The 20,816-nt window shown below is 33.2% G+C and carries 17 protein-coding genes, 1 pseudogene and 1 riboswitch; of the genes and pseudogenes, 11 read left to right on the top strand and 7 right to left on the bottom strand.

Annotated elements, in window-relative coordinates:
* Positions 1-158: 158 nt before the first annotated feature.
* The 5 genes from AB9Q04_RS02005 to AB9Q04_RS01985 all read left to right on the top strand — a co-directional run bounded on the left by AB9Q04_RS02005 (position 159) and on the right by AB9Q04_RS01985 (position 5,496).
* Positions 159-1,253 carry a SpoIIE family protein phosphatase gene (locus tag AB9Q04_RS02005; protein WP_410023716.1) on the top strand — a complete coding sequence of 365 codons (1,095 nt, stop codon included), beginning with the start codon at positions 159-161 and terminating at the stop codon, positions 1,251-1,253.
* Positions 1,254-1,886 (top strand): deoxyribose-phosphate aldolase, encoded by a 633-nt coding sequence (gene deoC, locus AB9Q04_RS02000; protein WP_410023715.1) that lies wholly within the window; start codon positions 1,254-1,256, stop codon positions 1,884-1,886.
* Positions 1,887-1,894: 8 nt separating this feature from the next.
* The gene (locus AB9Q04_RS01995) at positions 1,895-3,346 is read left to right on the top strand and encodes an alpha-amylase (RefSeq protein ID WP_410023714.1); all 1,452 of its coding nucleotides are present in this window, start codon (positions 1,895-1,897) and stop codon (positions 3,344-3,346) included.
* Positions 3,343-3,927, top strand: coding sequence for a ribonuclease H1 domain-containing protein (locus tag AB9Q04_RS01990; protein ID WP_410023713.1), 585 nt, complete (start codon positions 3,343-3,345; stop codon positions 3,925-3,927). The genes AB9Q04_RS01995 and AB9Q04_RS01990 overlap by 4 nt, the downstream gene beginning before the upstream one ends.
* A 272-nt stretch (positions 3,928-4,199) precedes the next feature.
* A riboswitch (Fluoride riboswitch) is annotated at positions 4,200-4,271 on the top strand.
* 46 nt (positions 4,272-4,317) lie between these two features.
* Positions 4,318-5,496 (top strand): cation:proton antiporter, encoded by a 1,179-nt coding sequence (locus AB9Q04_RS01985; RefSeq protein ID WP_410023712.1) that lies wholly within the window; start codon positions 4,318-4,320, stop codon positions 5,494-5,496.
* 13 nt (positions 5,497-5,509) lie between these two features.
* Here the strand turns inward: AB9Q04_RS01985 and AB9Q04_RS01980 are convergent, their stop codons facing one another.
* Positions 5,510-6,076, bottom strand: a complete 567-nt coding sequence (locus AB9Q04_RS01980; protein WP_410023711.1) for a DUF3783 domain-containing protein — start codon at positions 6,074-6,076, stop codon at positions 5,510-5,512.
* Between the two features lie 102 nt (positions 6,077-6,178).
* Here AB9Q04_RS01980 and AB9Q04_RS01975 point away from each other — a divergent pair, with 102 nt between their 5' ends.
* Positions 6,179-6,712, top strand: coding sequence for a hypothetical protein (locus AB9Q04_RS01975; protein ID WP_410023710.1), 534 nt, complete (start codon positions 6,179-6,181; stop codon positions 6,710-6,712).
* A gap of 23 nt (positions 6,713-6,735) precedes the next feature.
* Here the strand turns inward: AB9Q04_RS01975 and AB9Q04_RS01970 are convergent, their stop codons facing one another.
* On the bottom strand, positions 6,736-7,560 hold the full coding sequence (locus AB9Q04_RS01970; RefSeq protein ID WP_410023709.1) for a Cof-type HAD-IIB family hydrolase: 825 nt from the start codon (positions 7,558-7,560) through the stop codon (positions 6,736-6,738).
* Between the two features lie 293 nt (positions 7,561-7,853).
* Between AB9Q04_RS01970 and ald the strand changes: the two genes are divergently transcribed.
* From ald to AB9Q04_RS01950, 4 genes are all read left to right on the top strand, one after another.
* Positions 7,854-8,966, top strand: a complete 1,113-nt coding sequence (gene ald / locus AB9Q04_RS01965; protein WP_410023708.1) for an alanine dehydrogenase — start codon at positions 7,854-7,856, stop codon at positions 8,964-8,966.
* Positions 8,967-9,072: 106 nt separating this feature from the next.
* Complete coding sequence (locus AB9Q04_RS01960) at positions 9,073-10,545, top strand: alanine/glycine:cation symporter family protein (RefSeq protein WP_410023707.1); 1,473 nt, start codon at positions 9,073-9,075, stop codon at positions 10,543-10,545.
* A 14-nt stretch (positions 10,546-10,559) separates the two neighbouring features.
* Positions 10,560-11,489: a tRNA modification radical SAM protein MnmL/YtqA gene (gene mnmL / locus AB9Q04_RS01955; protein ID WP_410023706.1), complete on the top strand. Its 930-nt coding sequence runs from the start codon at positions 10,560-10,562 to the stop codon at positions 11,487-11,489.
* A complete protein-coding gene (locus AB9Q04_RS01950) occupies positions 11,474-12,085 on the top strand; it encodes an isochorismatase family protein (protein ID WP_410023705.1) in 612 nt (203 codons plus the stop codon). Before mnmL ends, AB9Q04_RS01950 begins: the two co-directional genes overlap by 16 nt.
* Before the next feature lie 55 nt (positions 12,086-12,140).
* On the opposite strand, the gene AB9Q04_RS01945 is transcribed toward AB9Q04_RS01950, so the two are convergent.
* The 5 genes and pseudogenes from AB9Q04_RS01945 to AB9Q04_RS01925 form a co-directional block, all read right to left on the bottom strand.
* The gene (locus AB9Q04_RS01945; protein WP_410023704.1) at positions 12,141-13,481 is read right to left on the bottom strand and encodes a HAMP domain-containing sensor histidine kinase; all 1,341 of its coding nucleotides are present in this window, start codon (positions 13,479-13,481) and stop codon (positions 12,141-12,143) included.
* On the bottom strand, positions 13,460-14,128 hold the full coding sequence (locus AB9Q04_RS01940; protein ID WP_410023703.1) for a response regulator transcription factor: 669 nt from the start codon (positions 14,126-14,128) through the stop codon (positions 13,460-13,462). The genes AB9Q04_RS01945 and AB9Q04_RS01940 overlap by 22 nt, the downstream gene beginning before the upstream one ends.
* The gene (locus tag AB9Q04_RS01935; protein WP_410023702.1) at positions 14,129-14,857 is read right to left on the bottom strand and encodes an ABC-2 family transporter permease; all 729 of its coding nucleotides are present in this window, start codon (positions 14,855-14,857) and stop codon (positions 14,129-14,131) included.
* Positions 14,850-15,605, bottom strand: a complete 756-nt coding sequence (locus tag AB9Q04_RS01930; protein ID WP_410023701.1) for a lantibiotic immunity ABC transporter MutE/EpiE family permease subunit — start codon at positions 15,603-15,605, stop codon at positions 14,850-14,852. Before AB9Q04_RS01930 ends, AB9Q04_RS01935 begins: the two co-directional genes overlap by 8 nt.
* Position 15,606: 1 nt before the next feature.
* Positions 15,607-16,206: pseudogene (locus tag AB9Q04_RS01925) on the bottom strand (ATP-binding cassette domain-containing protein); the annotation flags it as partial.
* Positions 16,207-16,481: 275 nt separating this feature from the next.
* Here AB9Q04_RS01925 and AB9Q04_RS01920 point away from each other — a divergent pair.
* Positions 16,482-20,756: an acyl-CoA dehydratase activase-related protein gene (locus AB9Q04_RS01920; protein WP_410023700.1), complete on the top strand. Its 4,275-nt coding sequence runs from the start codon at positions 16,482-16,484 to the stop codon at positions 20,754-20,756.
* The last annotated feature ends 60 nt before the right edge of the window (positions 20,757-20,816 follow it).

The raw sequence follows: 20,816 nt of genomic DNA, 5'->3' as shown, positions 1-20,816 counted from the left end.
TACAATAAGGATAAATTCAGGTTTCCTATTATATAAAATATTGCAAATAAACGTTAAAATTTCAAGCTTTGTAACTAGTGAAAATATTTGCCAATTAAATAATAAAATGATATAGTTATTAATAAGTAATTTAGATTTTCAAAAAAGGAACGGATTATATGGGAAAAGCACTCGCGGATAAACTAAACGAATCAAATTTCACAATATTCAATTCAATGGATGATTGGGTGCGCATAGTGGGCCCTGATGGAAAAAATATTTTCATTAACCAATCTTTAAGAGAAGCCAAAGCCAAGTCCCCAGATTTAGAGATATATCTAAATGAAAATCTACCCCTAAATTTAACTTCCGAAAATGAAGCTATAAGAGATACAACCGTTGTCGAAGAAAAATTAATTTCTAATAAATATTACAGCATCAAAGCCTCTCCTATATTTATAGATGATAGCTATAGGGGCATTATAGAAGTATTTCGAGACATTACTCGCGAAACTATGATGAAAATTGAACTTTTTGATGCTAATAGGTCGATGCTTGATGATATAAGATTTGTAAGAAAAGTCCAATCATCTATCCTACCTAAGGATAGGGTTTATGGAAATATAGATTTATCAGGTATTTATAATCCTAGTGAAAATGTTTCGGGAGACCTATATGATATAGTAAAAATAGATGATGATAAATATGCTTTCTACATAGCTGATGTTATGGGACATGGGGTAAAATCTTCTATAATGACTATGTTCATAAAAGTATCTATTTTTTCAATTTTTGATAAATATCCAGACTTTTCACCTTCCCAAGCTCTTTTAAAATTGCGCAAAAGATTTTATGAGTTAGAAATGGATTCATCTCAGTATTTTACGGCTTGGCTGGGTATATTTGATTTTAAAGATCATTCTTTAACTTATTCAAATGCTGGTCATAATTGCCCACCTATGATATATAAGAAAAAATCTGGAGAATGTGAGTACTTGCATGCAAATGGCAGAATGATTTCAAATATAATAGAGCCAGATGTATATAACGAACTTAGTACTATAGTTGAACATGGTGATAAAATATTATTTTTCACAGATGGAGCTATAGAAGCTACTGATGAAAATAAAAATGAATTTGGTTTGCAAAGATTAGAAGATTCTTTTAGCAACCATAAAGATTTAAATAAGGTTTATAAAGAGATAGATGACTTTACCTGGGGTGAGCAACAAGATGACATTACCCTAGCTATGATTTCTTATAAGGAGAATTAAATGCAATTAAATAGATTAATTGATCATACAAATTTAAAGGCTGATGCAACAACAGCAGATATAAAAAAATTAGTAGATGAAGCAATTGAACATGACTTTTTTAGTGTGTGTGTAAACTCATCTTTTGTAAAATTTATCAAAGAATACAATGACCAAGTAACTATAGCAACAGTAGTAGGTTTTCCACTAGGAGCAATGGCAACTCGTGCCAAGGCCTATGAAACAAAATGTGCTATCGAAGATGGAGCAAGTGAGATTGATATGGTTATAGAAATAGGTCGCCTAAAAGAAGGAGACTATGACTATGTCCTAGAAGATATTAAGGCAGTAAAAGAAGCTTGTGGAAATAATATTTTAAAAGTAATTATCGAAACTTGTTTATTAACAGAAGAAGAAATCGTAAAGGCTTGTGAGCTTGCAGTCGAAGCTGGCGCAGAATTTGTAAAAACATCAACAGGATTTTCAACTGGAGGAGCAACAGCAGAAGATATTGACCTTATGAGAAAAACAGTTGGGCCAGATATAGGGGTAAAAGCAAGTGGTGGTATTCATTCTAAAGAAGAAGCCCTAGAAATGGTAGAAAATGGTGCAACAAGAATAGGTGCTAGTAAGTCTATAGATATTTGTAAATAGGTAAAGTTATGGCAAATGAAGTAATGATGCAATCCTTTGAATGGGATACCCCAGCCGATGGCAGTTTTTATAAAAATTTAACTAAAAACGCACAAAAATTAAAAGAAAATGGTATAGATGCTCTATGGTTACCACCAATGACTAAGGGTGGATCTGACATGGATGTAGGATACGGGGCCTATGACCTATGGGATTTGGGAGAATTTGACCAAAAGGGAACTATAAGAACTAAATACGGAAGCAAAGAAGAACTCCACGAGGCCATAGATGCCCTTCATCAGGCAGGAATAAAATGCTATGCTGATGTGGTTTTAAACCATAAAGGCAATGGTGATGAAAAAGAAAAATTCAAAGCCATAATGGTGGATCAAAATAACCGTACCGATGATGTGGGTGAAGAAACAGAGATAGAAGCATGGACTCATTTCACATTTGCTGGTAGAGATGGCAAATATTCTAATATGCAGTGGCATTGGTACCATTTTACAGGTGTAGATTACGATGCCTTATCAGAAACCTCAGCAGTTTATAGAATAGTTGGAGAAGGTAAATACTGGGATGATGACGTTTCCAATGAAAAAGGTAATTTTGATTATCTTATGAATAATGATATCGACCACAAACACCCAGAGGTACGCGAAGAATTATTTAATTGGGCAGATTGGTTTATAGATGAAACTAAGGTAGATGGTTTTCGTTACGATGCCTTAAAACATATATCAGAAGAATTTATCAACGACTTATCTTACCATATAATTGATGAGCGTGGCATTGATAATTTTTATTTATTTGGAGAATTTTGGCAATATTCTAAAGAAGCCATGGCAGAATATTTAGAATCCACATCTTACCAAGTAGATTTGTTTGATGTCCCTTTACATTTTCACATGGAAGAAGCCAGCAAGTCTATGGGCAATTACGATATGAGAAAAATATTTGATAATACAATCGTAAAAGATTTCCCAGAGCAAGCCGTAACTTTTGTAGATAACCACGATAGCCAACCAGGCCAAGGTTTAGAATCGTGGGTAGAAGAATGGTTTAAGGAAATAGCCTATTCCCTAATTTTATTTAGAAAAGATGGCTACCCATGTGTATTTACTGGAGATTATTATGGACTTTGTGGGCCAGTGAAAACAGATTCCCTTGATGAGATGATAAATAATATGATAAAAGTTCGCAAAAATTATAATTATGGCGAGCAAGATGATTATTTTGATGACCCAGCAGTAATTGGCTGGGTAAGACGTGGGGATGAAGACCATAAACCATTAGCAGTTTTAATTTCTATAAGAGATATGGCAGAAAAACAAATGCATGTAGGAGAAGCTGAGGCAGGAGCAACCTATGTGGATCTTTCAGGTAAAAATGAAGATATAGTAATCGATGAAGAAGGAAATGGAGTATTTACGGTTGGCCCAGGTGAGGTGACCTATTGGGCTAATAAAGAAACCCTATGAAATATTATGCAGTAAAAAAAGGCAGAAATCCTGGGATATATACATCCTGGGATTCTTGCTTAGAAGAAGTAAAAGGCTTTAGTGGAGCTATTTATAAATCATTTAAGACCCTAGAAGAAGCCAATGAGTTTATGACAGGGATAAAAGATGAAATAGAAATAGGCGAAAATGCAGTTATAGCCTATGTAGATGGCTCCTATAATCAAAAATTAAAAGTATATGGAGCAGGAGTGGTTTACATAACAGAAGGCGATGAGTTAGAACTAATGAAGTCCTTCGATGATGAGTACCACACTCACAGAAATGTAGCAGGAGAAGTAAAAGCGAGTGAACTAGCCATAGCAAAGGCCATAGAAGATAAAAAAAGCCAAATAGTAATCTATCATGACTACCAAGGTATAGCATCATGGGCAACGGGAGACTGGAAAGCCAATAATGATTTGACCAAGTCCTATAAAAAGTTTATAGAAGATGCTAAAAAAAATATAGAAATAGACTTTGTAAAAGTAAAAGGACATTCCAATGATGAATACAACGATAGAGCAGATGGTTTGGCTAAGCAAGCGTGTGGAATAGGGTAAAAGGTGGGGGAATCTACCTCTTTTAATTTTACAATTTAATAAATTTAAACAGTTTTAAATAAAATTTAATTTGAAGAAAGATCTCTCCATTGCAAAAAATCAAAGAATTTGTAGGTAAATGCTTTTTCAAAGCTTTCCCACTATCTTTCTACTTATAGGAATAAATATCCAAAGTTAGTGGAGCTTATCTAGTCAAAAGATTTACTTGTAAGTCTTACATTCCTAAACCTCATTACCAAATCATGTTGTTCAATCCCATCCTTAGAAGTATATTAAATAAAGGAAATGAAGTACTTCCATGAATCAATTCAAAACCGCTAAATGCTGATGACTTCTGCTTTTGCAGGGGTTGTCAGCTTTTTTAATACAAATTTATCTAAAGGAGAGATTATGTTAACTGATATTGCTATTATTTTTATCTTTGGCATTTTTATGGCCTATATTTTTGAAAAAATTGGCCTGGCACCAATTATAGGTATGCTTATTGCTGGTATTATCATTAGCCCCAACCAATTAAATCTTGTAAGTGATGAAATTATAAACATATCTGCTAATCTAAGGCAAATAGCCCTTGTAGCTATACTAACTCGTGCAGGCCTATCTTTAAGCTTTGATAAACTTAAAAAAGTAGGGCGTCCCGCTATTTTTCTTAGCTTTATCCCGGCTAGTGTTGAAATGCTTGCTCTAATATTTTTTTCTAAAAAGTTTTTTAAGATTGATACCATTGATGCTGGAATTATGGCTGCGGTTCTTGCTGCTGTAAGTCCTGCTATTGTTGTACCGCGCATGATAAAACTTATTGACGAAGAATATGGGGCTGATAAAAATATTCCTCAGATGATATTAGCAGGTGCTAGTGTGGATGATGTTTTTGTTATAGTATTTTTCTCATCATTTTTGGCCCTTAAAACGGGTGGATCCCTATCCGCTATGAGTTTTTTTAATATACCAATTTCTATAGCAAGTGGGGTGATTCTTGGAATAATAGTGGGAAAAATTGTGGCTGTTATTTTTGAAAAAGTAAAAATGAATGACATTTATAAAGCTATGGTTTTTGTAGGTACTTCGTTTTTAATGCTTAGATTGGAAAAATTATTAGAAAATTACCTAGCCTTATCAGCTCTTATAGCCATTATGGTAGCTGGAATTACTATTAACAGGGAAAACACCAAGCTTGCCAATGATTTACTTGCATCCTACAACAGGCTATGGAAGGTTTTTGAATTATTTTTGTTTGTTCTTGTAGGTATTTCAGTTGACTTAGCCTATGTGAGGGAAGCTGGATTTTTAGCTGTGATTTTAATTCTGCTTGGCCTTATTTTTAGAATGGTAGGTGTAAATATCTCTTTGATTAAAACAAACTTAAATAAAAATGAAAGGATTTTTACTTCTTTTGCTTATTTGCCAAAGGCAACTGTACAAGCTGCCATAGGTCCTGTAGCCCTTCAAATGGGTCTTGCTAGCGGCAATTTAATATTGTCAGTATCTGTGATAGCTATTTTGCTTACAGCGCCTTTAGGGGCAATATTAACTGATAAAACTTACAAAAAGCTATTAAAAAAGAGTTAGCATATGCTAACTCTTACTTATTTTCTTCTTCTACTCTTTTTATCTCATCAGCTAACTTTAAATAATAATTTTGGGCTACTTCTAGTTCGAATAAACTTGAATCATCAAAGTATGCTTGCATTTCATCTATTAAATTTGCAAGTTTTTGATCTTCTCCATATTGGTCTTTTAAGAAAGCTGCTTTTTCTACTAGGCCATTGATTTTGTGAATTAGGCCCATCATTTTTCCTTCGCGGTCATTTTCTGTTAAAAGCTGTCTTAAAGTCCATTTAACATTATTTTCTGTTTCGCCAGCCTTGTGCTGGATAGATAGGCCAGCTTGTCTCATTTCATCTAAGAATCCAAATAATTGATCGCGATCAAAATTTTCAAAAAGAATAAAAGGAAAATCAAGGCTTGGGTCATCTTCAAGCTTTTCATCTCTTTTTTCATAGCCTTCATGGCCTACTAGATATCCAACATATTGGTCAATATCTTCCTTATCTGCACGGACAATTTGAACTTTGTTTTTTATTGCTATCAGTTCAAATTTCTCCATATCATAATTTTCATCTATATTATATAATAAAACTTTTGCCATAATACCTCACTTTTTATAGTAATTATACTAATAATTTAAATGATAAACAAACCTAGCTTTTGGGTATATATACTAAAAATAAGAGATTATCACGGAGGAACTATGGCTATTAAGACAACAAATCTATACGATAGAGAAGATTACAAATTAAAATTAAAGCAAATAGAAAACTTATTAAGACAAGCAAAAGATGTTGAAAGTCAACTACAAAGAGCAGAAAAGAAAATAGATGGCAAGTACGATTACCCAACCCATGGGCTACTTAGAGGCAATTTCTTTGGAAACTTTTTAAGGGGCAATAAGGTAAGTGCGGTAAATAATAACGTGGACCGTGCCCAACAAGCTTTATTAGATTTTCATGCTGACTTATTATTATTTGATGAAAGACTAGCAAATAAGATTTCCCTACCAAGTAAAATGAGTGAATTCTCATCCGCTAATGGCAAGGCTTCTGATATTGCAATTAGAGCAAATATGCGTTTAAAAGAGTTTGATATTACAAAATCAAAACGTACTATTCAAACGATTATTAGAAGATTAGAAAGCGAAAGAAAAAAAGCAGCCTATGAAATTTCTAAGGAAAGAGAATTGGCTGAATATCAAAAAGATAAAAATAAAGGATCTTTAAAAAAATAACTGCAAGTTAACTTGCAGTTATTTTAATATTTTTCTAAGTTATTGGCTAATAGTTTTTCTATAGCATAACCAACACCAGATTGCATATTGCTTTTAGTTATAAAATCAGCATGAGTTTTAAGCTCTGGCACAGCATTTGCCATGGCAACGGCAAAACCTGCTTGCTCTAGCATGGGTATATCATTTCTCTCGTTACCTATGCTCATTATTTCATCTTGGCTGATTTTAAGGTCTTTGGCCATAGCGCTTATAGCATAGCCTTTATTGGTGTTTTTATTCATAACTTCAATTAAAAAAGGAGCGGTTTTTACAGCGTAATAATTGTCAGTGAGGTCTTTAGGCATATTTTTATAAAGCCTATCCATTTCAGATTTTTTGCCCATGATTAAAATGCGGCCAAAAGTCTTATCATCGCTAAAGTCATCATAGGATTTAATCTCAAGGGGAAGTTTTGAGATTTTGGCATCTATTTTGGTATAAATATTAGGATTAGTATGGCGGCTATAAAAGCTTTTGTGATCCATAGCTGAGATTTGCACATTATAATCCTTCAATAAATCATCAATGATTTTTAAATCAGTAGGACTTTGGTAGGTACCAGAAATCGGTTGGTGGGTAAGGTTGTCGAAAATGTAGGACCCGTTTTGGCAGACGGTAAAATTGCCCTCCTGGTTTAGATTTAGTTTATTAACTAGGGCCTTCATTCCTGAATAGGGTCTACCAGATGCAAGAGCGATGTGCACACCAGCATCCCTAGCCTTGTTTATAGCAGTAATATTTGTTTTTGTTAGTCTTTTTAGTGGTGTAACTAAAGTTCCATCCACATCAATGGTGATTAGCTTTATCATAAGGTTATTATATTATATTATCTATTTTATTAAAAGGTAGAAATACTTATGATTTAAAAATAAGCAAGTATTTATAACAATAAAAAATAAAATGAATACTTTTTCCTAATTTGGGTAAGATAATCAATAATAGCTAAATAATCGCATATTAAATGTTAAATAATTAATTTAATAATAATTGTTTGACAACGATTTGCAAACGATTTATAATGTACTTAGAGATACAAAATAGATATGCTTATAAAACAATTTGGGATTTGTATCTATACTTTTGTAAATTATAGGAGGAAATTATGATTATTGGAGTACCTACAGAAATTAAGAACAATGAAAACCGTGTATCTGCAACACCAGGAGCTGTTTCAGAATTTGTAAAAAACAAACACGAAGTTTATGTTCAAAAAGGAGCAGGCTTAGGTTCTGGTATCACAGATGAAGAATATGTAGAAGCTGGAGCAACAATCCTAGATACAGCTGAAGAAGTTTGGGATAAGGCTGAATTGATTTATAAGGTTAAAGAACCTATTGAAAGTGAATACAAATATTTCAAAGAAGGTCAAATAATCTACACATACCTACACTTATCAGCTGACCCAGAATTAACAAAACACTTAGTGGACAAAAAAGTAACAGGTGTTGCTTTTGAAACAGTTCAACAAGGACGTGTACTTCCATTATTAAGACCAATGAGTGAAGTGGCTGGTAGAATGGCTGTTCAAGAAGGAGCTAAATTCTTACTTAAAACAAATGGTGGAAAAGGTAAATTATTAAATGGTGTTCCTGGAGTAGCTCCAGCATACGTAGTAATTATCGGTGCAGGTAACGTAGGATCTGCTGCAACACAAATTGCAGTTGGTATGGGAGCTAGAGTTAAAGTTTTAGATGTAAATATCGATGCGCTTTCAAGACTTGAAGATGTATACGGATCAAAAATTGAAACAGAATACTCAAACCCACTAAACATTGAAAAAGCAGTTAAAGATGCTGACTTAGTAGTTTCTACAGTATTAATCCCAGGACGTAAAGCTCCTCAATTAGTAAAAGAATACATGGTTGAAGAAATGGAACCAGGTTCAGTAATCGTTGACGTTGCTATCGACCAAGGTGGTTCAACAGACTTAACAAAAGGTAGACCAACAACACACGATGACCCAGTATTTGTTGAACATGATGTAATCCACTACTCAGTAGCAAATATGCCAGGAGCTGCAGCACTTACAGCAACATACGCATTATCAAATGCTACAACAAGATATGGGGTACAAATCGCAAACTTAGGTGTATTAGAAGCAGCTAAAAAATTCCCAGAATTAATCCCAGGAATCAACACCCACGATGGTTATGTAACACTTGAAGGTGTAGCAGAAGACCTAGGTTACGAATACAAAGACCTTGGACTTAAATAAGATCTAACAAGAATCATTAATTAGTGAACAAAGGGCACGCATGGCGCGTGTCTTTTGTGCTAATTAGACATAAATAATATATTAACAAAATCTTACTGGAGGATATATGAAAACGTTTATCGACCTTGTAAGTTCGCTAAGTGACTTTTTATGGGGTATACCTATGATAATAGTTATGTTAGTAGGCGGATCATTTCTAATCTATAAGACTCGAGCCTGGGTTTTTAAAAACTTTGGCTATATATTTAAAAACACATTTGGTAGATTATTTGAAAAATCAGAAGCAACTGAAGCAGATGAGAAATCGATTTCACCAGTTCAAGCTGTATCTACAGCCCTAGCGGGAACTATAGGAGCAGGAAATATAGTAGGTGTTGCCACAGCCATAAAACTTGGTGGGCCAGGAGCTATATTCTGGCTTTGGGTTGCAGCTTTGGTAAATATGACTACGAAATTTGCAGAAATTACCTTAGCGGTTGCTACCCGTGAGAAAGATGAAACCGGAGAATTTTCTGGGGGTCCTATGTACTACCTAGAAAATGGATTAAATATGAGATGGTTAGCCATTTTATTTTCTGTTTTTGGAGCTATTGCCATCCTTGGTACAGGATCTCTAGTTCAATCTAATGCTATGGCAAACTCTATCCATACTATTACAGGTATAGACCTTAGGATTATAGGAATTGTTATTATGATTCTTATGATAGTTATTATTATCGGTGGTATCAAAAGAATAGGAGCCTTTGCAGAAAAAATTGTTCCTTTGATGAGTGTGCTATATCTAGGAGCAACCATAGTTATTTTAGTAATATATAGGCACGAGTTAGTCCCTACTTTAGGTTATATAGTAAGAGATGCCTTTAGACCAACTGCAGCTGTTGGTGGCTTTGCAGGTGCAACAGTACTAATAACTATCCGCCATGGACTAGCTCGTGGTATATTTTCCAATGAAGCAGGACTTGGTTCAGCACCTATGGCCCATGCAGCAGCCCATACCGACCACCCAGTGCGTCAAGGAATGTGGGGAGCTGTAGAAGTATTTGTATCATCGATTTTAATTTGTACCATGACAGCTCTTGTAATAATTTGTTCAGGCCTATGGTCAGATGCAAATATAGATGCCAACAAATTAACAGCAGCAGCCTTTGAAAAAGCCTTGCCAGTAGGTGGAGAAATGCTTGTAAGTATAGGTCTAATGTTCTTTGCTTTTACAACACTCGTTTCTTGGTACTATTATGGAGATAAATGTATATCTTATATTACTAAATCAAAAGCCATCCGTAATATATATAAAGCAATCTATATTATATTTTCAGTAGTAGGATCTTTAGGCGGACTTAAATTTGTATGGTCAATCTCAGATGTGGCTAATGCTCTGATGGTAATACCAAACTTTATAGGTTTGATATTACTTTCAAAGCAATTAGTATGGCTTGTACGTGATTTTAACAAAAATTATAAGGATACGGGTAAGCTTGGTAACTATGACTGGACCTTTGATAATCACTGGGGTGCGGTATTTAATAGAAGAAAAGTAAAAGAAACCCAAGTTTACGAATCATACGACTACGATAACTAGGGTATAATTTCCCTATGGAGCTTAATAAAAAAAGATATAGGGATTTAGATACTTATTATAAAATTAAATATAAGAAAAAAATTATTAAACTCCCACTTGATGGCGGCTTTACTTGTCCCAATCGAGATGGGAGTTTGTCATTTAAAGGTTGTATTTATTGCTCAGATGAGGGTGCAGGAGAATGGACTTATAAGTCAGCTGGTAATATAAAAAGTCAAATATCATTTCAAAAAAATAAATTATCAAAGCCCGGGAGAGATGAAGGATATATAGCCTATTTTCAAAATTTTACCAATACTTATGGTGAAGTTGAAAAAATGCGTGAAATGTTTTTTGCAGCAATAAATGAGCCTGATATAGTGGGCTTATCAATTGCTACCAGGGCCGATTGCTTGCCTGATGAAGTTTTAGCCTTGCTTGATGAATTAAATCAAAAAACAGACTTAACAGTAGAGCTTGGCATGCAAAGTGTAAATGAGAAAACTTTGGAATTTATAAACCGCGGCTATGACCACAAGACATTTGATAGGGGAATAGATAAACTAAATAGTCTTGGCATAAAATCCATAGCCCACATTATAGTAGGGTTACCAGGTGAAAGGGAAGTTGATTATTTAAATGATATTTTATATGTAAATGAAAAAAACTTTTGGGGAGTCAAAATCCACAATTTGTATATTGAAAATAACACTTATCTAAAATATTATTATGAAACTAATAATATAAACTATAAGATGTCTAAGGATGACTACGCAGATATAGTTGTTACTATGCTAAGAAACTTAAATCCTAAAATGGTAATAAATAGGTTAACGGGAGATGGGGTAAATCAAAATATCGCTTATCCAAGCTGGTCAAAAAATAAGGGAGCAGTATTATCAACTATAGATAAGTTAATGAAAGAAAATGATTATAGGCAGGGGGACTTATGGAAAGAAAATTAGACGAAAAATATTTTATAAATACTTTTGATGAAGAAACACGCATTTATAATAAAAAAGATAGTACACTTTTGCTAATAGTCGATGAGCAGCCAAGACTCATGAATGCTTTAGAAAATGGAGAAGAGGCAGTTTTAAATACCTTAACTTTAATTAAAGCTTTTGAAAAATATAATATGCCTATTCTTGCTACAGAACAATACCCAAAAGGGCTTGGCAGTACAGATGACAGAATTTTAGAACTAATAGATAAAAATCATATCTTTGAAAAGACAATATTTGATGCAGCGACTCCAGAAGTATTAGATTTTATTGAAAAAAATAATATCAAAAAAGTAGCAATAGCAGGGGCGGAGGCTCATATCTGCGTTTACCAAACAACAAGAAGCCTATTAAATTTAGGTATAGATGTATTTTTAGCAAAAGATGCCCTAGCAAGCTTTAAAGAAAATCAAAAAGAAGAGGCTCTTAAAACATTAAGAGAAATGGGTGCAGTAAGAACAGAAACAGAAACTCTCCTATTTGACCTAGCAAGAGACTCCAAAGATCCTAATTTTAAATTTATATCAGGTCTTGTGAAAGAAATGAGAGCAAGATAAAAAAAGAGCCCAAGGGCTCTTTTTTTATTATATTAAATTTTTAGCTACTATTTATCTATTTATAAAAAATCATTCTTATAAGTGCTCCGCTATTATCGTCGTTATGGTAATTACCCAATTTGAGTTTTCCATTATTGGCTTTTAAAAGCTCATCTACCATAGCTAAACCAAGACCGTGGTTTGTTGTATCTTTTTTTGTGGTTAGATACTTTTTGGGAAAATGGTTTAGGATTTCTTGTTTAAAACCTGTGCCTTGGTCTTTTATTGTTATTTGGTAGAAATTTTCTTTGTTTTCAAATGTTAGGTAAATATTACTATTTTTGGGACTGTGCTCTGTAGCATTTACTATTATATTTTGAATAGCTACAGCTATTTGTTCTTTATCTAACTTTATTGTTGCTGGCTCTGATCTTGTAACTATTAGATTTATATTTGCACCATTACATATAGAAATTGCAATGTTTATCCAATAATTAAGTACATTTTCATCTACTAATTGTGGATTATTTGCCATATTTTTTGAGAAATTGGTTAACTTTTCAATATAAATATCTAAGCGCTCTATACCAGTTTCTATATCATTTATATATTCTACTTGGTCAGGGTTGATTTCTTCTTTTAAAAGCTCCGTATTTCCTTTTATTAGGGTGATAGGTGTGCGAATGTCGTGGGTTATTGATTCTATTAAATTTTTTTGCTTATTTTCTATCTGCCATTGCTCACGCAAAGATTCTCTTAAGTCTCCTGCCATCTGATCGATTGAGTCTAGAACTTCATTTATTTCAGCGTAGGCAGATGCTTTTCGCCTATAATCCAAGTTTTTATTTTTAATCTCCATATTTGTCTGGGTAATTTTATCAATCTCTCTTCTAATTATCCTTATAGATTTTCTAACTATCAGCATAAAACCAATTAACCAAATGGCTAATGTTATGACTATATAAGGTGTTTCTATGTTTGGAAAGCTCCTATATAAGTCTGAGTTTGAAAGTATAGGTTTTACCCTGTAGGTTAGAATCAACGTTTCTCTGTTATTTTCTAGCACCGTAATATAGATTGGATCAAAAAGACTACTAGTCATATTTGTTTGTTCTTTGATAGCTTCTCTTACTTCATCCCTATCTTTCTCATCTATAGTATATTTCTTAATCTTCCCATCTACCTTATAAATATAGTCGTAGTAGTAAGGGATTTTGCTTGTTTCAAAGTCATCCCCATAAAATACATCTTCAACTCTTGATATGTTGTGTTCTGCAAAATTTGCTGGATAAACATATCCATTATATATTAATAGGGTTGATATAATGTATGAAATTAGGAGGATGAAGAATGTGTAAATTATCTCCAAAATTGCATATTTTGTTATAAGTCTACCTAAAGATTTTCTATTTCCCATTTATATCCCACTCCCCAAATAGTTTTTATAGGATTGATTTTATATTTTCCAAACTTATTTCTGATTAATTTGATGCGTTCAGTTATGGAAGTTTGACTATCTCCTTCAGCATCAAATCCATAGATAGAAGTATAAATATTTTCTTTTGTAAAGACTTGGCCCTTATTTTTTAGAAGTAAGAGGCAAATGTCATATTCACTTTTTGTAAGCGGCATTTCATAATCATAGCAATAAAATTTTTCTGCTAGAAGGTCACATGAAGCTGGATAATCAATTAAGCGATTGTGTTTTTCTCTTTTTTCTCGTCTAAGATGGGCAGCTACTCTTGCTCGCAATTCCTCTATAGAAAATGGTTTTGTTATATAATCATCAGCACCAAGGGCAAAGCCTTCTAGCTTGTCATTTTCAAAATCTTTGGCTGTTAAAATTAGGATAGGAATATCAATCATATCCCTATATTTCTCTAAAAATTCAAAACCACTCATATTAGGCATCATAACATCTAGGATAATTAAATTATATTGATTAAAGATACCTGGATCAATAATTGACGCATCATTAAAAACTTGAACTTGGTATTCTTTTTTAAGAGTATTTTTTATTAATTTTGTGATATCTTCATCATCGTCGATTAGCAAGATTTTCATCTAATCCTCCGTTTTTGCATATACATCCCATTTATTAAACCATGCCATAGCGAAAATTAAAAATATTAATGTAAGAAGGATGGCAAGACTTAAAAAAATTCTTATACTTTCTATACTTATTTTACTATATAAGAAAATAAGTTTAACTGGCCAGATAAATGGAAAAATAGGCCAGATAAGGTCAATAAGACCGGTAGTTCCAAATAAAATTGCTCCCAGGGTGAAAAAAATCCCAGCTAATATACTAATGGATTTACCAAATTTTAGAGTTAAATATTGGTAGATTGGTATTAATGGGAGTAAGGTTAGAAAACTTGTAGCAAGTAGAGTTAGGTTTGTTTTATAATTTGGTATATAGATCCCGATTATTCTCGCAGCTGTAAAAATTATTAAACTTGCTAGGACGACAATTAGTGCATATAAAATTGTTATAAACAAAAATTTCCCCAAAAAAGTCTTCTTTCTAGATATATAAATTTTTATATCATTTACATAGTATCCTGCCTCTTTGTCAGCTTCATACGCCATTGGTACAAAAAAACTTAAGGAAAATGTAGCAAGAATTACGAAAAATCCAAAAAAAGTAAAAATTTCTTGATTTTTTAAGGTATTTGTAGCAGCTATATACATAGAAAAAAGCAAACTATAAATAAGAGGAGCTAGGAGAGTAACCCAAATAAGAGTATTTCTTTTATTTCTAATAAAATTTGATTTTATGATGCTAATCATTTTTAGCTCTCCCATAAATTTTACTACTAGCCCCTACAAATATTAAGGAAATTATAAGGCTTAATATTATTCCGATATAAATAGCGCTTGGATTAGCTAGATAGGATCCTTCCTCTAAAAATGTACCGTTTGGATTAATACCAACAGCAGGTGCAAGCATTCTAAAGGTATAGGAATGGGGATAAATTATCCAAAGATTTTTGATAGCAATTACTGGCCCAATGATGGATAGGATAAAATTGATAATATACACTAGGAAATATTTACTAAAAGTTATCATCAATAATAATGAAAAGCTAATTATTGGTAGGGATCCTACAAACGTTAAGATAGTGGCTTTTAATATATCTAGCAATCTTACAGTATCATTTAATATAAAACTGCCAACTATAAATAAAAGTAGACCAGAGGCTAGTAATATTATAAGTAAATGAAAGATTACCACTATAAATTTTGCCCAAATAACTTTTTCTTGATCTAAGCCAAGGCTTTTATAAAAATTAATATGGTGATTTTTTTCTTTTGTAATAATATTTACTACCAAAGTGCTTAAAACTATTGGGAGAATTAAGATTGGATACCAGTTATAAGCAGCAGCCAGAAGATAGCTCTTGCCTTCTATGCTCCTAACCATCACTAGTACAACTAAACTAGTGAAAATCACGTAAATAAGTGGGACTAATTTTGTAAGTTTCCCATTAGCAGATCTTTTTTCCTTTAAAAATTCTGTTTTTATAAATTTGTTCATATTAATAACCTTCTTTTCTTAAAATATCCATAAAAAGATTTTCCAAATAATTGCTTCCTTTATCATTGTTACCTTCATAGGCTAATCTCCCATTTACAAGTATGCCAACTTTATCAGCTACTTGGTTAACTTCATTTAAGATGTGACTAGAGATAAGAACTGTTATTCCATTATTTGTAAATGATCTTATAAGCTCTCTAAGCTCTGCTATGCCAACTGGATCTAGTCCATTTGTTGGCTCATCTAATATTAAAAGTTTTGGACTGTTTATCAAAGCCATTGCAATTCCTAGTCTTTGTTTCATTCCTAGGGAAAATTCTCGGGTCAATTTATTTCCTGTGTTTGTCAGGCTAACTATTTTTAAAACCTCATTTATTTTTTCATCTTCAATATTTAAAAGGGTAGTAAGTACTTTTAAATTTTCATAAGCTGTGAGATTTGGGTAAATAGCTGGATTTTCTATAATAGACCCAATTTCAGCTAAATCTTTTTGAGAAATCTGATGGTCCTTATAAAATATTTTACCTGAGGTTGGTTTTATTATTTGAGTGATAAGTTTAAGTAAAGTGGACTTGCCAGCTCCATTTGGGCCTAATAGTCCGTAGACCTTTCCTTATTCGATATTTATAGATACATCATCAAGGGCCTTAAAGTCCTCAAATTGCTTAGACAAGTTTTTGGTTTCAATTATATTTCTCATAATATACCTCCCGTTTATACCTCAATTATAAAAATAAAAAATAACTAATTTATAACTAAAATTATTCCTACTTTTTTACTTGCCTTTAAATTCGATTTTGGGGTAAAATATAAGTGTTACGTATATAAAAAATATATTTATTTAATAGATAAATTTCAGATATAGAAAGGTGTTTTATGAATTTACATATGGGACTTGATGTTGGGTCTACTACTGTAAAAATTGTTATTACAGATGAAAACTTCAATACCCTATATCAAGTATATAGAAGACATAAATCAGATGTTAAGGAAACTGTAAAAATCGTCTTAAACGAAGCCTATGACCAGTTTAAAGATGATTATATAACTATAAATGTAACTGGATCTGGTGGGATGTTCCTTGAAAAATATATGGGCATCAATTTTGTCCAAGAAGTTATTGCAGAAACAGCTGCCATCAGAAAATTTGTTCCAGATACTGATGTAGTTATTGAGCTAGGGGGAGAAGATTCTAAGATTACATATTTATCAGGATCAGTAGAACAAAGAATGAATTCTATTTGTGCCGGTGGTACGGGAGCTTTTATCGACCAAATGGCAGCTCTTTTAGATACTGATGCTTCTGGTTTAAATGATTTAAGCAATAATTATAAGAAAATTTATCCAATAGCTAGTCGCTGTGGTGTGTTTGCAAAAACAGATATCCAAGCTTTGATGAACCAAGGGGCTAGTCGTGAAGATATTGCAATTTCTGTTTTCCAATCAGTTGTTAACCAAACTATTTCAAACTTAGCCTGCGGTCGACCTATTCGTGGCAATGTAACATTTTTAGGTGGACCTCTTCACTTTTTACCAGCCTTAAGAAATAGGTTTGTAGAAACTTTAGGAGAGGATGAAAATACATTTACTACTCCAGAAGATGCCCAACTTTACGTTGCCAAGGGTGCAGCTATCCTATCAGCTGAAAATGATGATTACGTTTTATACAGTGATTTGATAAAAGAACTAGAAAAAGATGCACCTGAAGATATGGAAATGACAAAAAAACTAGAACCTCTATTTACTAGTAAAGAAGAGTACGAAGACTTTGTCAAAAACCATAAAACTGATGAAGTAGTTTATGATGATATAGCAACTTATGAGGGGCCAATCTATGTAGGAATCGATGCTGGATCTACAACTAGCAAGATGGTTTGGATAACAGAAGATGCTCATATTATCCATGAAGATTATAGGATGAATCTAGGTCGTCCCCTAGAAGTTGTTATAAGCATGTTAAAAGATGCTTACGCAAAGAAAAATCCAAAGGCTTATATAGCATCTTCTGGTATTTGCGGTTATGGAGAAGATTTTATAAAAAATGCCCTCCATATAGATAATGGTGAAGTAGAAACTATTGCCCACTACCGTGCAGCTAAATTTTTTAATCCAGAAGTTGATTTTATTCTAGATATTGGTGGCCAAGATATGAAAGCCATGCACATAAGAGATGGGATAATAGATTCTATCCAATTAAATGAAGCTTGTTCTTCAGGTTGTGGATCATTTTTATCAACCTTTGCAGCAAGTGTAGGTATGTCTGCAGCAGAATTTCAAGAAAAAGCATTATTTTCCAAAGAACCAGCAGACCTTGGTAGCCGTTGTACAGTTTTTATGAACTCAAAGGTAAAACAAGCTCAAAAAGAAGGCTCAGAAGTAGCTGATATTGCAGCAGGTCTTTGCTATTCAGTAATAAAGAATGCTATTCAAAAGGTAATCAAAGTTCGTGATCCAAAATCTCTTGGAGATAATATCGTAGTTCAAGGTGGGACTTTCTACGGGGATGCAATTTTAAGAGCCTTTGAAAATATTACAGGTAGAAAGACCACTAGACCAGAGATTGCAGGTTTAATGGGAGCTATGGGTATGGCCCTTATTTCCCGTGACAATTCTACTGGCCAATCAACCTTATCTAATATTGAAGAATTAGAAAGCTTCACCTATGAGCAAAAAAATGCCAGATGTGGTTTATGTACCAACAACTGTGCACTAATCATCAATGTTTTCCCAGATGGAACTCGCTATGTAACTGGGAATAGATGTGAGCGTGGGGCTGGAGTTAAAAAAGAAGAAACTGCAGCAGACTTAAATATGTATAAGTTTAAAAATGACCTACTATTTAATAGAAAAACTTTGGGCGATGCCGCTCGTATGGGTAAAGTTGGTCTTCCTAGAGTTTTAAATATGTATGAAGATTATCCATTCTGGCATAGATTCTTTACATCTTTAGGTTTTGATGTGGTCTTATCAGGTAAATCTGACAGAGAAATGTATGAAAAAGGTATATCTTCTATATCATCAGAAACTGCTTGCTATCCTGCAAAACTTGCCCACGGTCATATAGAAGACTTAGCAGCAAGAGATGATTTAGATTTGATTTTCTATCCAGCAGTCTTTTACGAATACAAGCAATTTGACAAGGCCCAAAACCACATGAATTGTCCAGTTGTTTCAGGGTATCCTGATGTAATAAAAAATAACGTAGAATCATTAGCGGAAAAAAGATATATGAACCCTTATGTATCTTTAGAAAGTGAAAAAATTATTGCAAAAAGACTTATAGAAGAGTTTGAAGGTTATAACCATAATGGCAATATATTAACTAAAAAAGAAATTAAAAATGCTACAGCTGCGGCTTGGCAAGAGCTGCAAGACTACCATGATCAAATAAGAATCCGTGGTAAGGAAATAATTGATTATGTAAATCGCAATAACTTAAATGCCATTGTCCTTGCAGGTCGTCCTTATCATATAGACCCAGAAGTAAACCACGGGATACCAGAACTAATTGAAGGAATGCAAATCCCAGTTATTTCTGAAGATGCAGTTGCTTATAACATAGAAGATGTAGCTAGTGAAGTCCGTGTGCTTGACCAATGGTCCTACCATGCTAGACTCTATCGTGCAGCAGAATACGTAGCAGATAATCCAAACTTGCAATTAATTCAATTAAATTCCTTTGGTTGTGGTCTAGATGCAGTAACAACTGACCAGGTAGAAGATTTACTAGAAGCTCACGGAAAGATTTATACTCTTCTTAAAATAGATGAAGTTTCAAATCTGGGAGCTATTAAAATTAGAATAAGGTCCTTGCTCCAAGCCCTTAACCAAAAGAAAATGGAAGGAATTGTCTTTGAAAAAGACTTGGACCGCCTAGATTATTCAACACCAGAATTTACAAAAAAAATGGTAGAAGAAGGCTATACAATCCTTGCTCCACAAATGGCTAGAGAACATTTTAGAATCCTAGGCCCAGTTTTCCATCATTATGGGATGAATATAGAATTTTTAGATACAGTAGATGATAAAGTATTAGACCAAGGGTTAAAATATGTAAACAATGACTCTTGCTACCCATCAATTACAGTTGTGGGACAATTTATGGAAGCAGTAAATTCTGGTAGATATGATACAGATAAACTTGCAATTGTTATGACACAAACAGGTGGGGCTTGCCGTGCAAGTAACTATGTAGGATATATACGTAAGGGTCTAAGAGATGCAGGATATCCAGATATTCCAGTAATTGCAATTTCTGCTCAAGGTATAGAATCAAACTCAGGCCTTGATTTAAGAAAACCATCTACCATTCCATTTTTAAAAAGAGGATTTAGGGCAATAATTTTTGGTGACCTTATAAATAGAGTTGCTAATGCTACTAGACCTTATGAAGTAGAAAAAGGTGCTACAGATAGACTGAAAGAAGAATGGATTTCTAGGTTAGAAAAAGAAGCTCCAACTATGAATGATAGGGCATATAAAAAAGCTATTAAAGAAATAGTAGAAGATTTTGATCATTTACCAGTAAAAGATATCAAAATTCCAAAAGCAGGTATAGTGGGAGAAATTCTTGTAAAATTCTTGCCAGAAGCTAACAATAATTTACAAAAAGTTCTTGAAGCAGAAGGAGCTGAGGTAATCTTACCAGACCTAACAGACTTCTTTATGTACTGCATGAAAAACTCAGAGCTTAAAGCAGACTTATATGGTAAAAGCAAAATGAGTGCTACTGTTGGTAAAATTGGTATAAACATTGTAGAACAATATAGAAAACCAGTAAGAAAAGCTTTAAGAGAATCAAAAAGATTTAATGAACCAGAATATATAGACCAAATTGTAGAATACGCTGATGAAGTAACAAGTTTAGGAAATCAGGCGGGTGAAGGTTGGCTACTTGCAGGTGAAATGGTAGAATTAATTCACGCTGGCGCACCAAATATAGTTTGTATCCAACCATTTGGATGCTTGCCTAACCATATCACAGGTAAGGGTGTTATGAAAAAAATCAGAGAAGAATATCCTGAGGCAAATATAGTAGCCATAGACTATGACCCAGGCGCTAGTGAAGTAAACCAAATTAACCGTGTCAAACTAATGATGAGCCAAGCTCGTGATAATCTAAAACAAAGAAACTTAGCAGAAAAAATATAAGATAAAAGAGAGATTGATTTCTCTCTTTTTTAATACATAAAACTTGGTATAATAGGTTAC

The sequence above is a fragment of the Anaerococcus groningensis genome (assembly GCF_046365465.1).
GTDB lineage: Bacteria > Bacillota > Clostridia > Tissierellales > Peptoniphilaceae > Anaerococcus > Anaerococcus groningensis.
Note: the sequence above shows the minus strand (reverse complement) of the source record. Positions and strands in the feature narration are given on the sequence as shown.

What these genes read in the sequence shown, in the direction of transcription:
- AB9Q04_RS01945 (WP_410023704.1), bottom strand. Translation starts at nt 13,481, where the DNA reads ATGGGAAATAGAAAATCTTTAGGTAGACTTATAACAAAATATGCAATT.
- AB9Q04_RS01980 (WP_410023711.1), bottom strand. Translation starts at nt 6,076, where the DNA reads ATGGCAAAAGTTTTATTATATAATATAGATGAAAATTATGATATGGAG.
- AB9Q04_RS01930 (WP_410023701.1), bottom strand. Translation starts at nt 15,605, where the DNA reads ATGAACAAATTTATAAAAACAGAATTTTTAAAGGAAAAAAGATCTGCT.
- AB9Q04_RS02005 (WP_410023716.1), top strand. Translation starts at nt 159, where the DNA reads ATGGGAAAAGCACTCGCGGATAAACTAAACGAATCAAATTTCACAATA.
- AB9Q04_RS01985 (WP_410023712.1), top strand. Translation starts at nt 4,318, where the DNA reads ATGTTAACTGATATTGCTATTATTTTTATCTTTGGCATTTTTATGGCC.
- ald (WP_410023708.1), top strand. Translation starts at nt 7,854, where the DNA reads ATGATTATTGGAGTACCTACAGAAATTAAGAACAATGAAAACCGTGTA.
- AB9Q04_RS01920 (WP_410023700.1), top strand. Translation starts at nt 16,482, where the DNA reads ATGAATTTACATATGGGACTTGATGTTGGGTCTACTACTGTAAAAATT.
- AB9Q04_RS01995 (WP_410023714.1), top strand. Translation starts at nt 1,895, where the DNA reads ATGGCAAATGAAGTAATGATGCAATCCTTTGAATGGGATACCCCAGCC.
- AB9Q04_RS01950 (WP_410023705.1), top strand. Translation starts at nt 11,474, where the DNA reads ATGGAAAGAAAATTAGACGAAAAATATTTTATAAATACTTTTGATGAA.
- deoC (WP_410023715.1), top strand. Translation starts at nt 1,254, where the DNA reads ATGCAATTAAATAGATTAATTGATCATACAAATTTAAAGGCTGATGCA.
- AB9Q04_RS01990 (WP_410023713.1), top strand. Translation starts at nt 3,343, where the DNA reads ATGAAATATTATGCAGTAAAAAAAGGCAGAAATCCTGGGATATATACA.
- AB9Q04_RS01960 (WP_410023707.1), top strand. Translation starts at nt 9,073, where the DNA reads ATGAAAACGTTTATCGACCTTGTAAGTTCGCTAAGTGACTTTTTATGG.
- mnmL (WP_410023706.1), top strand. Translation starts at nt 10,560, where the DNA reads ATGGAGCTTAATAAAAAAAGATATAGGGATTTAGATACTTATTATAAA.
- AB9Q04_RS01935 (WP_410023702.1), bottom strand. Translation starts at nt 14,857, where the DNA reads ATGATTAGCATCATAAAATCAAATTTTATTAGAAATAAAAGAAATACT.
- AB9Q04_RS01970 (WP_410023709.1), bottom strand. Translation starts at nt 7,560, where the DNA reads ATGATAAAGCTAATCACCATTGATGTGGATGGAACTTTAGTTACACCA.
- AB9Q04_RS01975 (WP_410023710.1), top strand. Translation starts at nt 6,179, where the DNA reads ATGGCTATTAAGACAACAAATCTATACGATAGAGAAGATTACAAATTA.
- AB9Q04_RS01940 (WP_410023703.1), bottom strand. Translation starts at nt 14,128, where the DNA reads ATGAAAATCTTGCTAATCGACGATGATGAAGATATCACAAAATTAATA.